At 56.5% G+C, this 15,648-nt stretch carries 13 protein-coding genes and 1 pseudogene; 5 read left to right on the top strand and 9 right to left on the bottom strand.

Annotated features, from left to right (window positions below; translation table 11 throughout):
- Nucleotides 1-101: 101 nt before the first annotated feature.
- From J7382_RS01775 to J7382_RS01800, 6 genes and pseudogenes are all read right to left on the bottom strand, one after another.
- Nucleotides 102-947, bottom strand: a pseudogene (locus J7382_RS01775) (ABC transporter permease); the annotation flags it as partial.
- 11 nt (nucleotides 948-958) lie between these two features.
- Nucleotides 959-2,233, bottom strand: coding sequence for an ABC transporter permease (locus J7382_RS01780; RefSeq protein WP_209066712.1), 1,275 nt, complete (start codon nucleotides 2,231-2,233; stop codon nucleotides 959-961).
- A 144-nt stretch (nucleotides 2,234-2,377) separates the two neighbouring features.
- Nucleotides 2,378-3,484, bottom strand: a complete 1,107-nt coding sequence (locus J7382_RS01785; RefSeq protein WP_209066713.1) for an extracellular solute-binding protein — start codon at nucleotides 3,482-3,484, stop codon at nucleotides 2,378-2,380.
- 84 nt (nucleotides 3,485-3,568) lie between these two features.
- Nucleotides 3,569-4,672 (bottom strand): ABC transporter ATP-binding protein, encoded by a 1,104-nt coding sequence (locus J7382_RS01790; RefSeq protein WP_209066714.1) that lies wholly within the window; start codon nucleotides 4,670-4,672, stop codon nucleotides 3,569-3,571.
- Nucleotides 4,673-4,978: 306 nt separating this feature from the next.
- Nucleotides 4,979-6,367 carry an aspartate aminotransferase family protein gene (locus J7382_RS01795; RefSeq protein WP_209066716.1) on the bottom strand — a complete coding sequence of 463 codons (1,389 nt, stop codon included), beginning with the start codon at nucleotides 6,365-6,367 and terminating at the stop codon, nucleotides 4,979-4,981.
- An 86-nt stretch (nucleotides 6,368-6,453) separates the two neighbouring features.
- Nucleotides 6,454-7,152: a GntR family transcriptional regulator gene (locus tag J7382_RS01800; RefSeq protein WP_247744778.1), complete on the bottom strand. Its 699-nt coding sequence runs from the start codon at nucleotides 7,150-7,152 to the stop codon at nucleotides 6,454-6,456.
- Nucleotides 7,153-7,318: 166 nt separating this feature from the next.
- Between J7382_RS01800 and J7382_RS01805 the strand changes: the two genes are divergently transcribed.
- From J7382_RS01805 to J7382_RS01825, 5 genes are all read left to right on the top strand, one after another.
- On the top strand, nucleotides 7,319-8,404 hold the full coding sequence (locus J7382_RS01805) for a polyamine ABC transporter substrate-binding protein (protein WP_209066720.1): 1,086 nt from the start codon (nucleotides 7,319-7,321) through the stop codon (nucleotides 8,402-8,404).
- A 76-nt stretch (nucleotides 8,405-8,480) separates the two neighbouring features.
- Complete coding sequence (locus tag J7382_RS01810; RefSeq protein WP_058238695.1) at nucleotides 8,481-9,605, top strand: ABC transporter ATP-binding protein; 1,125 nt, start codon at nucleotides 8,481-8,483, stop codon at nucleotides 9,603-9,605.
- Nucleotides 9,606-9,608: 3 nt separating this feature from the next.
- Nucleotides 9,609-10,496 carry an ABC transporter permease subunit gene (locus J7382_RS01815; RefSeq protein WP_058238694.1) on the top strand — a complete coding sequence of 296 codons (888 nt, stop codon included), beginning with the start codon at nucleotides 9,609-9,611 and terminating at the stop codon, nucleotides 10,494-10,496.
- Entirely contained in the window at nucleotides 10,493-11,311 is an 819-nt protein-coding gene (locus J7382_RS01820) for an ABC transporter permease (RefSeq protein ID WP_209066722.1), read from the top strand. The genes J7382_RS01815 and J7382_RS01820 overlap by 4 nt, the downstream gene beginning before the upstream one ends.
- Nucleotides 11,308-12,633 (top strand): FAD-binding oxidoreductase, encoded by a 1,326-nt coding sequence (locus J7382_RS01825; protein WP_209066724.1) that lies wholly within the window; start codon nucleotides 11,308-11,310, stop codon nucleotides 12,631-12,633. Before J7382_RS01820 ends, J7382_RS01825 begins: the two co-directional genes overlap by 4 nt.
- Here J7382_RS01825 and J7382_RS01830 read toward each other — a convergent pair.
- From J7382_RS01830 to J7382_RS01840, 3 genes are all read right to left on the bottom strand, one after another.
- Nucleotides 12,612-13,418, bottom strand: a complete 807-nt coding sequence (locus J7382_RS01830; RefSeq protein ID WP_209066726.1) for a phosphotransferase — start codon at nucleotides 13,416-13,418, stop codon at nucleotides 12,612-12,614. The genes J7382_RS01825 and J7382_RS01830 overlap by 22 nt on opposite strands.
- Before the next feature lie 132 nt (nucleotides 13,419-13,550).
- Nucleotides 13,551-14,240 carry a flagellar hook capping FlgD N-terminal domain-containing protein gene (locus tag J7382_RS01835; RefSeq protein ID WP_209066728.1) on the bottom strand — a complete coding sequence of 230 codons (690 nt, stop codon included), beginning with the start codon at nucleotides 14,238-14,240 and terminating at the stop codon, nucleotides 13,551-13,553.
- Nucleotides 14,241-14,249: 9 nt separating this feature from the next.
- Entirely contained in the window at nucleotides 14,250-15,629 is a 1,380-nt protein-coding gene (locus J7382_RS01840) for a flagellar hook-length control protein FliK (RefSeq protein ID WP_209066730.1), read from the bottom strand.
- Nucleotides 15,630-15,648: the final 19 nt, after the last annotated feature.

Genomic DNA, 15,648 nt, shown 5'->3' on the forward strand with positions numbered 1-15,648 from the left:
CGTTTTCTTTTCACATGGCACAGGGCCAAAAACAGACAAAGCCGGGAAACCCCGACTTTGTCCATATTTATCAGAATGTGCTGTAAAATGCCTAACGCAGGTTAGGTTGGGGACATGCCTCTCAACTTTTCCGAACGTCGGCGGAGCATTTCCACGGTTGCCAGCAGCAAGATAGAGATTGCCACGAGGATTGTGGCAACCGCCAGAATCGTTGGGCTGATCTGCTCTCGCAGGCCTGTGAACATCTGCCAAGGCAGGGTCTGTTGCTTGGCAGAACCCACAAAAATCACCACCACAACTTCGTCAAAAGAGGTGATGAAGGCAAAGAGCGCGCCGGAAATCACCCCCGGTAGGATGAGCGGCATCTGCACCCGGAAGAAAGTGGTGACCGGATCTGCGCCCATGCTGGCGGCCGCACGGGTCAGCGAGCGATCAAAGCCCACAAGCGTTGCCGTAACGGTGATGATCACAAACGGGATGCCAAGTGCGGCATGCGCCAGCACCACGCCCCAATAGGTGCCAGCAAGGCCCATGCGGGAGTAGAAGAAATACATGCCCGCCGCAGAAATGATCAAAGGCACGATCATCGGAGAAATCAGCGTTGCCATGATGGCGCGGCGGAAAGGCACATGTGGCTGGCTGAGGCCGATGGCGGCCAATGTGCCCAGCGACACCGACAAAAGCGTCGCGGCAGGGGCGATCTTTACCGAGTTCCACAAGGCGTCCTGCCAGTCGGGATTGCCGAAGAAATCCCGATAATGTTTGAGCGAATATCCTGCCGGATCGAAGCTCAGCATTTCTTTCGTGAAGGTGAAAAAGTCCTGTGAGTTAAAGCTCAGGGGAATCACCACCATGATCGGTGCGATCAGAAAGAAGAAGATGAACCCGCAGAGAACCCGGAAGGAATAGTACCAGACGCGTTGGCCGGTCGATGCATATGTTGGAAGAGCCATGTCTGTTACCCCAGCTTCACGTTATCGATGCCGACAATCTTGTCGTAGGCCCAGTAGAGCACCAGAACCACTGCAAGCAGAATGGCGCCAAGTGCCGAGGCCAAACCCCAGTTGAGCGATGTCGAGATATGGAAGGCGATCTGGTTGGAGATAAAGGTGCCTTTGGTGCCGCCGACCAAGGCCGGTGTGATGTAGTAGCCAATGGCGAGGATGAACACGAGGATCGAGCCTGCACCGATGCCCGGAACGGTCTGGGGGAAATAGACCCGCCAGAAAGCTGTCCAGTCTGTGGCGCCCAGTGATTTTGCAGCCCGCAGATAAGACGGGTTGATGGTTTGCATCACGGAATACATCGGCAGGATCATGAACGGCAGCAGGATGTGCGTCATGGCTGTGATCGTACCAAATTGGTTGTTGATGATCACAAGGCGACTGTCGTCAGCCACAAGGCCTATGTAGACAAGGATGTCGTTGATCACCCCCTGTTGTTGCAGCAGGATTTTCCAAGCGGAGGTCCGCACCAGCAGGGATGTCCAGAAGGGCAAAAGCACGAGGATCATCAGAAGATTGGCTTTGCGCGCAGGCAGGTTTGCCAGCAACCACGCCACCGGATAGGCCAGAAGAATACAGCAGCTGGTGATTGCCATGGACATCCACAGCGTCCGCCCCAGAAGCTTCATGTAGATCTGTTCGTCTTCCGGGCGCATTTCCGGGCCATCCGTGCCCACCCGCATATCGACGGCGTTGAGGAAATAACCAGAAGTGATGGGGGGAGAGTAGGTCTGAAGCGTGCGCCAGTTGTCGTGCTCACCCCAGCCCTTGTTGATGTCAATCAACGTCTCTTTCCAAGGGCCACCAGAGTCGAGATCAAATTTCTTGGCTTTGCGTCCCGTCTTGCGGAACAGCGACGACATGCCCGGATTTTCATAGTTCAGGCGGGTGCCGACCTTGGTGTGAATTTTCTGTTCTGCCGCCGCTTTCAGATCGACCGCGAGGGCGGCATAAACCGCTTCTTCTGGCAATTCTCCGGTGGTGGCATCCCAATCTGCCAGAGCTACAACCGTGTTTGGCAGTGTTTTGGAGACGATGCCGTTTTGCACCGAACGGTAGAGCATATCCACCACGGGCAGGATGAAACTGATCAGAATGAAAAGCAGCAGCGGTGCGATCAGCAAGAGCGCCCGCAGTTTCTGTTGCCGGAGCGCCCGCGCAAGGCTGCGCTTGAGTGGCGTTCCATCTGCGGCCAGAACCGGGCCGGCTGTTTCGGTCATGTCGCTCATGATATCCCTGTCGGCTGTTGCCGTTTGTTCGTTTTAAGTCCGCATCGTTGGCGGACGAACGCTCCCTGTTTTCAGGGTGTTCTTGTTGGTGAAGAAAGGGCCATGTGTGTGGCCCTTTCCCAGTGTTTTAAAGCGGGGCGAGATTTATTTCGCCAGCCAAGCTTCGAATTTTGCGTTCAGATCATCGCGGTTGTCTGCCCACCATTCGTAGTCATAGATGTGCACGTTGGTCGCGTTGGCCGGATCGGTTGGCATGTGAGGTGCCATGTCGATGCCCAGCTCTGCGTGTTTACCAACCAGCGGTGCGGAAGAGGCGCGCGCTGGACCATAGGAGATGAATTTTGCCTGATCTGCCAGACGCTGTGTGTCGGTGGCGAACTTCAGGAAGTCCATCACGCGGGCTTTGCGATCTGCTGGCAGGCCTTCTGGAACAATCCAGCCGTCCAGATCAAAGGACTGCATGTCCCAGAGCATGCCGATTGGCTGGTTCTGCTCTGCGATGGCAGAGAAGAGACGACCGTTGAAGGTGGAGCCCATCACAACTTCGCCGTCCGCCAACAGCTGTGGCGTTTCCGCACCGGCAGTCCACCAGACCACCTGATCTTTGATGGTGTCGAGTTTGGCCAGTGCCCGGCTCACACCTTCGTCGGTGCCCAGCGTGTCATAGATGTCTTCTTTGGCAACGCCGTCACAGAACAGCGCCCATTCCATGTTGTCGATTGGGCGTTTCTGAAGCGAACGCTTGCCGGGGTAAGCGGCCAGATCGAACACGTCACAAACGGAGGTTGGCGCGGTGTCGCCCACCAGATCGGTGCGGTAGCCGAAGGTGGTGGAGTATACGATCTGAGGCACAAAGCACTCAGAGACCAGCAGATCACCGAAGTCATCTTCAGCAGAGGTGCCATCCGGTGCCGCTGCGAGGTCTGCTGCTGGGTCGATTTCAACCGCCAGACCTTCGTCACACAGGCGCATGGAGTCAGAGGCCACAACGTCGACCAGATCCCAAGTGACGTTGCCTGCTTCGTTCATGGCGCGCAGTTTTGCCACGGCTTCGGCAGAGCTTTCGTCCCAGGTGACTTTCACTTCTGGGTGCATTTCCAGATAGGGCTCTACATAGGCTTTGATCTGGCTGGACTGGTACGCACCACCCCAAGACACGAGGGTCATTTCGTTTGCCATTTCTTCCGCAATTGCTGCGGGCGCGCACAGTGCGGTTGTGGCCGCGAATGCTGCAAGTTTGGTGAGTTTCATAGGTCACTCTCTCCTAGTTGGTTTTCTTTGATTTGGCTCGTTGGTCCCCCGGTCAATTTGGCGCCGGGGGTTTTATTTCTGTGATCAGGCGTCGAGTGCGCGACAGTCTTCGGGCAACCAGCCGATCTCGATCTGTTGACCTGGTTTCAGGCGATCCACATCTGGGGCGTTGCGTGTTTTGATGACAAAATCATCATTGCCAGCAACGGACAGGCGCGTGCGGAAGATGTCCCCCATGTAGATGAACTCTTTCACTTCGGCCTTCAGCGTGTGCGCGCCTTCCTGAATGCGGTCCTTGTTGTATTCCACCCGTTCTGGGCGAATAGACACGCGGGTGCGGGCACCGGGCTTGACGCTTTCATGGACGGGCATACAGTCGATGATTTCGCCGTCGTCCAATTGCACCAGCGCAACGCCATTGTTGATCTCTTTGACGATGCCTTCCAGCGTGTTGTTCTCACCGATGAACTGCGCGACGAAGCTGTTTTTGGGCGCTTCATAAAGCGTGTCAGGTGGATCCAGCTGTTGAATGCGCCCGTCATCAAACACTGCAACGCGGTCTGACATGGTCAGTGCTTCGGTCTGGTCGTGGGTCACATAGACCGTGGTGATTCCCAGATTATGGGCGAGGTTTGTAATCTCGAACTGCATTTTTTCGCGCAGTTGTTTATCCAACGCGCCCAGCGGTTCATCCATCAGTACCAGTTCAGGTTCAAACACCAGAGCGCGGGCCAAGGCCACACGTTGCTGCTGACCGCCGGAAAGCTGTGCCGGACGACGGCCGCCAAAGGCGCCCATTTCCACCATGTCGAGCGCGCGTTTGATTTTCTCTTCACGCTCACTCTTGCCCATCTTGCGCACTTCCAGCGGGAAGCTCAGGTTTTCCGCAATCGTCATATGCGGGAACAGGGCATAGTTCTGGAAGACCATGCCAATGCCACGCTTGTGCGGCGGAATGTTGTTGATGGAGGTGCCGCCCAGACGGATATCGCCGTGGGTTGCGGTTTCAAAGCCTGCCAACATCATCAGACAAGTTGTCTTCCCTGAGCCAGATGGCCCCAACATGGTCAGAAACTCGCCTTTCGGCAGGCTTAGGTTCAGATCTTTGACGACGAGTGTCTCACCATCATAGCTCTTTTGAACGCGGTCGAATTCGACAAACGCGTCGTTAGATGCACTATCAGCCAAAATCGGCTCCCTGTGTTTTTGGTCGGCAGATTTGCTCTGCTCGTCTGTTTCAAGTGTAACCACACCTGAGCTAAAATGCGCAACACCGCATTCCGTTAGGAAAGTGTGACAGCGGATTTGCAATCACGAAGTCCGTTTGCGACATATCTCCTACATTTTTCGCCAAAAACGACGAGATGGTAAAGTCACAAGTGTTCAAAACGACTAACTTTTTCGACTGAAAAGTAAAAAAGTGGCGCCCGTGACCAAATAAAAAACCCCGGAAAAAATTCCGGGGTCCTTTGTATCGGCGATTTTGAGGGCTGATTACTTGTACAGATCTTCGGCTTTGATCTGTTCGAAGGTCAGATCCAGAGCACGAGTCGCCCGTTCAATGAGCGTGTCCACCTCATCACGTGTCATGACCAGAGGAGGCGAGATGATCATCCGATCTCCCACATGGCGCATCACGAGGTTGTTGCCAAAGCAGTGTTCACGGCATTTGTAGCCCACTGTGCCGGTTTCTGCAGCGAAAGGCGCACGGGTCTCTTTGTTGGGCGTCAGCGCGATGGAGCCCATCATGCCAACGATCTTCGCTTCTCCAACCAGTGGATGATCGGCAAGCGCTTCCCATTTTTCTTTCAGGTAAGGCGCCACGTCATCGCGCACATGGCCAATGATGTTTTCCTCTTCGATGATGCGCAGGTTTTCCAAAGCCACGGCACAGGCCACCGGGTGACCAGAATAGGTGTAGCCGTGGTTGAATTCCGTTGCGGCCACCACTTCGGCCACCTCATCACAGACAATGCTGCCCCCGATCGGCGCGTAGCCGGAGGAGAGCCCTTTGGCGATGGACATGATATGCGGTTTGATGCCCACGGTCTGACTGCCAAACCAATTGCCGGTGCGGCCAAAGCCACAGATCACCTCATCGGCGATCAGCAGGATCTCGTATTTGTCGCAGATGCGCTGGATCTCTGGCCAGTAGGTTTCCGGTGGAACAATTACGCCACCCGCACCCTGAATGGGCTCGGCAATAAAGGCCGCCACACGGTCTTCGCCCAGTTCCAGAATCGCCTCTTCCAGTTCCTGCGCACGCTGCAGGCCGAATTCTTCGGGGGACATATCGCCGCCTTCGGCCCACCAGTTTGGCTGGTTGATGTGGTGGACATCTGGGATTGGCAGGCTGCCCTGTTGGTGCATTGGGACCATGCCACCCAGGCTTGCGCCGGCCATTGTAGAGCCGTGATAGGCGTTCTTGCGGCTGATGAAGATGGTTTTGCTGGGTTTGCCTTTGGCGGACCAATAGTGGCGCACCAGGCGCATGTTGGTGTCATTCGCTTCAGAGCCGGATCCGGCATAAAAGACGTGATTGAGATCCCCTGGCGCCAGCTCTGCCAGTTTGGCAGAGAGCGCAATCACAGGCACATGCGTGGTTTTGAAAAACGTGTTGTAATAGGGCAGTTCGCGCATCTGACGTGCGGCGACATCGGCCAGTTCTTCGCGGCCATAGCCAATGTTGACGCACCAAAGGCCCGCCATGGCATCCAGAATTTGCGCACCTTCGCTGTCCGTTAGAGTGACGCCTTTGGCCTGGGTGATTACCCGCGCGCCAGTGTCGTTGAAGTCGTTCTGAGTGGAGAACGGGTGCATGTGGTGCGCCACATCCAGCGCCTGAAGCTCTGCGGTGGGCAGATGATTGGTGATCGCGTTCATGGCAAACCTCTTTGCGAAAATCGACCGAGTCCGCACCTCACGTGCGGCCCGAAACCTCTTTCATCAAAAATATGATCAAATTCTGATTAGTCAATCACATCGCTGAGACCAGAGCCATCCAGCAACGCGGCGCGGATTTGTTCCATGCCCTGCACCACATCCTCTCGCAGGGCGTTCCCCGCCGCCTGTGCGTCTTTTTTATGCAGCGCATCCAGTGCGGATTTGTGGTTGTCCGGCAGGCTTTGTGTGCCCATGCGGCCGCAGACCATCCGCATAGAGGGGCCGAATCGCAGCCAGAGGCTGTTGGCCACATCCATCAGAATCGGGGCTTTTGCGATGGCATAAAGCCCTGCATGGAAAGCGTAATTCTGTTTCAGATAGGCGGCGACATCACCGCGTAAAATGGCCTCGTCCAGCTTGGCATCAATGCCTTCTAACGTCATGATTTCTGAAGGCGTTATCTTTTCTGCAGCCTGCATGGCGAGGCGTGATTCGACGGATTCTCTCAGGAAAATAAGGTCGTCGATCACGTCTTCGGTCAACAGAGGCACCACCACGCGGCGATTGCCGCGAAATTCCAGCGCGCCCTCGCTGGTGAGGCGGCGAATCGCTTCGCGGATCGGGGTCATACCGGCGCCTGTGCGCTCGATCAGACCCTGAATGGTCACGGCTTGACCCGGTGCAAGGTCGCCAAACAACACAGCCTCTCTCAGCTGTGCATAGACCTGCTGATGTACAGGGACACGCGCTGCATTTTCGCTGTTTTGTTCAGTGTCTTGTCCCAAAAATCCCGTGCCTTCCATTTGTGCAACCCTATGCCCGATTTGATGTGTTAGAACGTATATTGGCGAGCGAAATGCACAAGTATATTGCCATAGCGCAAAAACTTGATCAAATTAATCTCGCAGAATACGACCGGGTCCAACGCCCGGCACCCAACGGGAGATCACCATGAAGACATCTTTTCTGACATTCGTATCAGCTCTGGCTTTGGGCGCGGCGGCAGCCACCGCCGAAGAAGTGCGCGTATACAATTGGTCTGATTATATCGACGAAGCGCTGCTGACCAAATTCGAAGAAGAGACCGGCATCAAGCTGATCTATGACGTGTTTGACAGCAACGACGTTCTGGAAACCAAAATGCTGGCCGGCAACTCCGGCTATGATGTTGTGGTGCCAACGGGGGCCTTTCTGCAGCGTCAGATCGCGGCGGGCGTGTTCCAGAAGCTGGACACATCCAAGCTCAGCAACAAGGGCAACATGTGGGATATGGTTGAGGCGCGTACCGCGACCTATGATCCCGGCAATGCCTATTCGATCAACTACATGTGGGGCACCACCGGTCTTGGCGTGAATGTTGCCAAAGTCAAAGAGGTTCTGGGCGAGGATGCTCCGATTGACTCTCTGGCGTTGATTTTCGATCCGGCAAACATGGAAAAACTCGCCTCTTGTGGGGTGCAGATTCTGGATGCCTCTGATGAGATGATTCCGGCGGCGCTGGCCTATCTGGGTGAGGATCCCACCAGCCAAGACAAGGACGTGTTGGCAAAGGCAGAGCCGGTTCTGGCGGCGATTGCGCCTTATGTGCAGAAGTTCCACAGCTCCGAATATATCAACGCATTGGCCAATGGCGACATCTGTGTCGCAATGGGCTGGTCCGGTGACGTCTTGCAGGCCCGCGATCGCGCCGCCGAAGCAGACAACGGTGTGGAAATCGCTTACAACGCCCCTTCTGAGGGTGCGTTGATGTGGTTTGACCAGATGGCCATTCCCGCGGATGCGCCAAACCCCGAAGCCGCGCATACTTTCCTGAATTTCATCATGGATGCGCAGAATATGGCCGATGCCTCCAACTATGTGTATTACGCCAATGGCAACAAAGCGTCTCAGCCTCTGCTGGAAGAGGATGTGATCGGCGATCCGGCGATATATCCAAGCGAAGCCACCATGGAAAACTTCTACACTGTGTCGCCATACCCGCCAAAAGTGCAGCGTGTTGTGACCCGCATGTGGACCAAGATCAAATCGGGCACCTGATGTGATTTGATTTCGGGCCTGCGCGAGGGTTTGCGCAGGCCTTTTTTGCCTCCCCCGACAATTTTCGGAGACCGCCATGGCGCTTGATGTCTTTGCCCCCTGGAATGACCCAGATGCAAAACCCCTCATTCAATTCAAAAACGTAAGCAAACGCTTTGGTGATTTTACCGCCATTGATGATTTGACGGTGGATATTTTTGAACGGGAGTTTTTTGCGCTGCTCGGCCCTTCGGGCTGTGGCAAGACCACGATGATGCGCATGCTGGCCGGGTTTGAAACCCCGACAGAAGGTAACATTTTGTTGGCTGGGCAGGACATTGCACCGGTGCCGCCCAACAAACGCGCGGTCAACATGATGTTTCAGTCTTATGCGCTGTTTCCCCATCTTTCGATCTGGGACAACATCGCCTTTGGCCTGAAACGGGACAAGATGCCAAAGGATCAGATCGCAGCGCGTGTTGAAGAGATGCTGCGCCTGACCCGCATGGAAAAATTCGCAAGTCGTAAGCCACATCAGGTGTCTGGCGGGCAGCGTCAGCGGGTGGCGCTGGCGCGGTCTCTGGCCAAGGCACCAAAGCTTCTGTTGCTGGATGAACCGTTGGGCGCGCTTGATAAAAAACTGCGTCAGGACACGCAGTTTGAACTGATGGACATTCAGGAAAAGACCGGCACCACTTTTGTGATCGTGACCCACGATCAGGAAGAGGCCATGACAGTCGCCAGCCGTGTGGCGGTGATGGATCATGGCCAGATCGTACAGGTGGCGACGCCAGATGTGATCTATGAGGCCCCCAATTCGACCTATGTTGCCGATTTTATCGGTGAGGTGAATCTGATGAAGGGCAAGGCCGATCCCCAAGGTGACAGCCTGCAGATGCATTGGGCCGAAGGGCAGCCTGCGGTGGTTGGCTCCCCATTGGCGGGTGCGAGCAAGGGGCAGGATGTGCACTATGCCATCCGACCTGAAAAAGTCTCTATTTCGGCGGAAAAGCCGGTTGATGCTGCCAATGCGGTGCAGGGCAAAGTGCTCGACATTGCCTATCTCGGCAATATCTCCACCTATCATGTGGAGCTGGCCGGCGGACAGATCATCAAGGCGCAGGCGGCCAACAACCGCCGTATTTCGCGCCGGGCCTTTACCTGGGAAGATCAGGTCTGGCTCAGCTGGACCGCCACCGCTGGCGTCTTTCTGGAGCGCTGAGCCATGCGCCGTCTGTTAATCGCCATCCCGTTTGTCTGGTTGCTGGCACTGTTTATCGTGCCCTTCCTGATCGTTTTCAAAATCTCGCTGTCCGATCTGGCTGTGGCGATCCCGCCGTACACGCCAACCCTGGATCCTGCTGACGGCTGGGCAGGGTTCAAACACTTCCTGTCGCAACTGGACTGGGAGAACTATGTCTGGCTCACCGAAGATGCGCTTTATTGGAAAGCCTATCTGTCGAGTCTGAAAATCGCGGTGATTTCGACCCTGCTGACCCTGCTTGTCGGCTATCCAATCGCCTATGGCATGGCGCGGGCGCCAGAAGAGTGGCGCGCGATGCTGTTCATGCTGGTGATCCTGCCGTTCTGGACCAGCTTTCTGATCCGGGTGTATTCCTGGATGGGGATTTTGAGTCAGGAGGGGTATCTGAACCAGTTCCTGTTGTGGATCGGGGCCATCAATGAGCCGCTGGTGATCCTAAACACCAATATCGCGGTCTATATCGGCATTGTGTACACCTATCTGCCGTTCATGATCCTGCCCATTTATGCGGCGCTGGAGAAGCTCGACATCAGCCTGCTGGAAGCAGCCGAAGATCTGGGCTGTTCACGCTTTTCGGCGTTCTGGCTGGTGACGGTGCCGCTCTCCAAACAGGGCATCGTTGCGGGCAGCTTCCTTGTGTTCATTCCCACCATCGGCGAATTTGTGATCCCCTCCCTTTTGGGCGGTTCACGCACCCTGATGATTGGGAAGGTGCTCTGGGAGGAGTTCTTCTCCAACCGCGACTGGCCGGTGGCCTCTGCGGTGGCGGTGGTGCTTTTGCTGATCCTGATCATCCCGATCGTGCTGTTTCAGCGCAATGAGCAGAAACAGAGGGAGGCTGGCAAATGAGACGTATGAGCTGGTTCAATATCACGTCGCTGACACTGGGGTTTGCCTTCCTGTATTTGCCGATGCTGATCCTGATCATCTTCAGCTTCAACGAAAGCAAGCTGGTGACGGTCTGGGCTGGTTTCTCGACCAAATGGTATGGGGAACTGCTCTCAAACGGGGCCTTTCTGGATGCGGCCTGGGTGACACTCAAAGTGGCCTTCCTCAGTTCCACACTGGCGACGGTTCTGGGCACGATGGCGGCGATTGTCATGGTCAGATCCGGGCGGTTTGCCGGGCGCACGCTGTTTTCCGGCATGATCTACGCGCCGATGGTGATGCCCGAGGTGATCACCGGCCTGTCGCTGCTGCTTTTGTTCATCAGCCTGAATGTGGACCGCGGTGTGATGACCATTGTTCTGGCGCATACCACATTCTCCATGTGCTACGTGTCTGTGGTGGTCAGTTCGCGTCTGGTGAGTTTTGATCAGTCGCTGGAAGAGGCCGCGCTGGATCTGGGCTGTTCCCCGTTTCAGGCCTTCCGCCTTGTGACCTTGCCGATTATTGCCCCGGCGGTGATTTCTGGCTGGCTTCTGGCCTTCACCCTATCGCTCGATGATCTGGTGATTGCGTCGTTCACAGCCGGGCCCTCCGCGACCACCCTGCCGATGAAAATCTGGTCGTCGGTGCGCCTTGGAGTGAGCCCGGAGATCAACGCCTTGTCCACATTGATGATCCTGATTGTCACGGTGGGCGTGGTTGGCGCATCGCTGATCAATAAGCGCAATGTGGTGCGCCAACGTCGGGAAGAGGCGGCCGCGGCCAAGCTTGCATGAGCCGGATCTGTGACCCTTTCTCCTATGGAGAAGGACCGATCAAAGAGGGGTTTTGGGGAGGAACAGTCTCTGTTTCTCCCCGAATTTCGTTGGTAGGGCATCACACAGTTGAGGTGGCAATCATTGGGGCGGGCGTGACCGGGCTCAATGCCGCCTTGCGGCTTGCGGAGCGCGGGGTGAATGTCACTGTTCTTGATGCGCAGCGGGTTGGTTGGGGCGCGTCTGGTCGCAATGGTGGGTTTTGTTGCCTTGGGGGTGGCAAAGCCTCTTATGAGAGCCTGAAACGCAAGTTTGGCGCGCCTGCAGTGCTGGATTTCCGGAGAGCAGAGCGTGCGGCGGTGGAGCATGTCTCAGATTTGATCACGCGCTTTGGGTGGCAGGTGGACCGACACAGTGATGGGGAAACCTTGCTGGCGCACAATCGGCGCGTCGCGGCCACTTTCCCGCAGGCGGCAGAAGATCTGGCAAACACGTTTCAACTGCCCATTGAGGTCACCGCGAAAGAAGACCTCGCCGCACAGGGGTTTGGATCAGGGTTCCATGGCGCGCTGACCATTCCCATCGGTTTTGCGCTGAACCCGCTGAAATACGTGACGCATTTGGCTGAGGCAGCAGAAGACTTCGGCGCAACCGTTTTTGAAAATAGCGCTGTGTTAGAGACGAAACACAGGGATGGACGCTGGCATCTGACAACGCCAGAAGGTGAGGTCAGCGCCAAACATCTGGTGATTGCCAGCAATGGCTATTCCAGCGAACATATCCCGCCCTGGATGGCTGGGCGCTATCTGCCGGCGCAGTCCAGTGTTTTGGTCACACGCCCCTTGACGCAAGAAGAGCAACGCGCGCAGGGCTGGACATCGACACAGATGGCCTATGACAGCCGCAATCTTCTGCATTATTTCCGGCTCATGCCGGACGGGCGATTTCTGTTTGGAATGCGCGGCGGTCTGGCGACGTCGCAGCGGGCGCATGACGCCATTCGCCCTGTGATCCGGCGCGGTTTTGAAAAGCTGTTCCCAGCTTGGGCAAATGTACAGACGCCTCACTTCTGGGGGGGATATGTGTGTTACAGCCGATCGCTGACCCCTTTTGCCGGGCCTGTCAGGGGGGCGGAAAATCTCTATGCCGCTTTTGCCTATCACGGCAATGGCGTGGCCATGGGCAGCTATGCCGGGGCGATGCTGGCCGAACAGATCCTGAACCAGAAGCAGCTAGTGCACCCGGAGATCATGCTGTCACAGCCGGGGCGTTTTCCCTTGGGGCGCTATCGACGCCTGCTGATGTATCCGGCCTATCTTTATTATGCGCTCAAAGACCTTTGAAGCGCTTTGAGTTCGAGCTGTAGCCCCTCTGCGTAGGCCGGTTGGCCATGCTCGATCTGCCATTGGCAATAGGTTGCCATGCGCGCATGATAGAGCGGGGCGAGCCGTCGGTAGCGGGTTGTGATCGCTGGCGCATCATAGCCATCAAAAAAGGCGTCAGCCTCTGTCTGAGACAGCGCTTTGCCACGATATAGAGATTGCATGGCAGGTGAAAGAAACACGGCGATGTCCTCGCAGGGATCTCCAATGGCTGGGCATTGCCAGTCGATCAAATGCAGACCGGTTTCATTTTCAATCAGATTGCCAGGAACGATGTCACCGTGCAGCAGCACCATCGGCGCATTGGCCGGAACCGCGATCTCAGACAGAGCTTCAGGAAATGGCAGGTTTTGACCATATTGGGCTTGAATAGTATCTATTTGTGAGCGCAGCGCCGCCGCGCCATCAGGGATGCGGCGCAGGCCCTGTGACGGGGGCAGCCCATGCAGTTTCCGCATGAGTTTGGCAACAGCTTCGGTGTTCTCTGACCAGATGTTGCCTGGGATATGCGCATAGACATTGCATCGGCCGACGTCTGTTTCAAAACAGCCAAGCAGTTTGGGCGCAATGTCGTTTGGTGCCAAAAACCGCAGCAGCCGCGCTTCTGCATCGGGATCGTTTGGGAAAAGAGGATTTTGCGCTGGCCCCTTATAGAGCTTCACGACGATGCTCCCTAATCCGGTCGCAGACCCCAGCCAAGCCATATTGGTGCGCCCGCCAAACAGCGCAGACCACGCCTCAGGCATGGGCCGATCCGGCAACGCCAGAGCAAGCTTTGAAAGCACCGAAGACGGTGGAGTGTCAGGCAGGGTGGGCAGCGCGGCGGTCCTTTTTCAGAGCGCCGCGACGCTAGTTCACGCGGGGAGAGGAGGCAAGGCTCAGCTTGCCTTTGGCTCGCGCAGTGCAATCACATCATCGGAGGAGAACTCAATCCCATCCTGTGTGGACAGCATCACACCTTTATCGGTCATGCGCGCTTCGCTGACGCGGGCATAGGTATCCGCATAAACCGAATCGAGCTTTTCACCATTGGCGTAGCTCTCTGTGACAAATGTATAGAGACCGTCCTCAAAAACATTGCCCGCATCATCAATGCCGGACCAGGTCACAGAGCCCTTCTTCGGATCAATGGCATAGCGCTGAACCTCAGTGCCATCAGAATCCCGCACAATCAGGAAGGCCGAATCCGCGCTGGTATTGGCATTGGGGGCCACTTCAATTGCAGAGCCGGAGAAGTTTGCTGGGGCTGCGACACGCGCTTCCATGCCCACCCAGGTCGACAGGCTGCTCAGGTCGTTGGATGTGAACTGGGAGCTCATGTTTTGCAGCAATTTGTTTGTCAGCGTCTGCTGTTCAACTGTGGAGAATTGCGCAAGCTGGCTGGCAAATTCGGTGGAATCGGTCGGGTTGAGCGGATCCTGATTCTTCATCTGCACAGAGAGCATGTTCAGGAAGGTTTCAAAATCTGACGACAGCACGCCTTCATTCTGCGCCTCTTCGGCGGCAGCGGCGCGGGCCTGATTCGCAGCCTGTGCGGTGCTCGAATTTGTCGGAGCGATGGTGTTCATAGGGTTCTCCTAGAGTCTGATGTCGATGCCGCCACCGGGCAGGGTGGTCGCGGCGGCCTGTTGGGAGGCGATCATGTCGGGATCAATAAGCGGTGCGCCGTCAGCCTGCGCCATGCCGGCGCCATTGCCAAAACTCCCGCCGGATTGTGCGTTCTGCTGAGAAGAATCACTGCCGTTCTGCTCAAATGAGAAGGAGACGTTTTCGTAGCCCATCTCCATGAAGTCTTTGCGCAGCATATCAATATGGCGACGCATCAACTCGGTGGTCGCCTGATTCTCTGCTGCAATCGAAACGGTCATCACGCCGGAGGATTCCGACAGGGACATGCGCACTTTGCCAAGCTCCGGGGGATCCATGGCCAGCTCGATCAGGCTCTTGTCTGACATTTTCACCGCATCGGCGATTTGGCGCACGACATAGGCTGGGTTCGGTGCGCTGTTGGCCAAGCGGGCCTGAGACACGGCCTCTTGCGGGCTCAATATGCTGCGTGCGCTGCTTTCTTCGATGGCGGCTGCAAGGGTTGAATCGACCGTTTGTACCGTGCTGACTTCTGCGGCTTTTAGCTGAATTGGCTGCACACCGGCCTGCACCTGCTCGACAATTGCTTTCGCCTGCATCTGTTGTGTTGCTGTCGGTCCAGTGGGAGCGGACGTGTCTGGTTTGACCTCCACGGTCTCCGCTGCTGGAACTTCTGCTACAGGTTGGATGAGGCCACGGCGTTCGGTGGTGCCGTTAAGATGCCCCGCCGCCAGCGCCTGCGCGGTTGCGGCTGTTTGTGCAGTCTTGTTGCGCACGGTCACCTGCATGGGATCCAGGCCCTCTTCGGCCTCCGCAACACGCTGGAGTTTCTCAACATCTCCTTTGGGCGCAGGCTGTGGGCCGGTGTCGATGTCCTGAACAACGGGCTTGTCCGTCTTGGTGACGATCTGAGGCTCGCTCTGCCGCGTGTCGCCCTCTGTGCTGGCTGAGGTTGCGGCTTGGCGTCCGGTTTGACCATCAAGGCGCAGCATGGCGGCGTTCTCGCTGGTGCCGGTCGGTGCGCGGCGCTCCTCACTGCGCAGCGCTGGCTCGGCGTCTTCTGTTGGCGCTTCGGCCACCTCAGTCGCCGCAAAATCGGCATCTTCGGGCGCGTCGTTTTCCGTGTTTTCCCTATCAGGCCGTCCCTCACGGGACGGAGACGAATCGCCACGGTCGGTGGTATCTTCGGAAGGGGTTTCGTCTGTTGAACGCGCATCATTCACATCGCCGGATGGGCGTGTGTCTTCGCGATCTACATCTTCGTAAACATCTGAAAAATCACTGTCTTCCCGTCGCGGAGAGACGTGTTTTTTGGGGGCAGCCACCTCCGCTGGGGAGGGCTGAGTCGTCGCAAAAGGCAGGTTGAGCATGGGACCTCCGGGAATTCTT

Source organism: Shimia sp. R11_0, from assembly GCF_017744035.1.
Lineage (GTDB): Bacteria > Pseudomonadota > Alphaproteobacteria > Rhodobacterales > Rhodobacteraceae > Shimia > Shimia marina.